The sequence below is a fragment of the Variovorax glucosi genome, from assembly GCF_051216695.1.
Lineage (GTDB): Bacteria > Pseudomonadota > Gammaproteobacteria > Burkholderiales > Burkholderiaceae_C > Variovorax.
This window is the reverse complement of sequence record NZ_JBPJZE010000420.1, coordinates 1-310: the sequence shown is the minus strand read 5'-3', so window position 1 is coordinate 310 and position 310 is coordinate 1. Positions and strand designations below refer to the sequence as shown.

Sequence of the window (310 nt, the reverse complement as noted above, 5' to 3'; positions counted from 1 at the left end):
CGACGTGGCCATGCCTTCGAAACCCTTGGAGCGCTTGATCTGGAAGTCGACCGCGCCACCCGGTGCGCCCGGCGTGGTGACGGCCGGATGATCGGGCGAGCGCACGGCCTTGCCGTCGACCTGCGTGTCGAACACCGCGAGCACCTTGCCTTTCAGGTCGGCCTTGATGAGGAAGGGGCCGAATTCTTCGCCGATCCACAGCGCGCCGCCGGCGAACTGGAAGCTCTCGGGGTCGAAGTCCGAGCCCGTCAGGTAGCGCTGCTTGGTGCCTTCGTGGACGATGCGGAAGGGCACCTTCTTGTCGGGGTCG

Annotated in this window: 1 protein-coding gene; it reads right to left on the bottom strand. The window is 66.8% G+C overall.

What is annotated here, in order from left to right; genetic code table 11:
- On the bottom strand, positions 1-310 hold a 310-nt coding region (locus tag ACSFA3_RS26165; protein WP_435508210.1), incomplete at both ends, for an esterase-like activity of phytase family protein.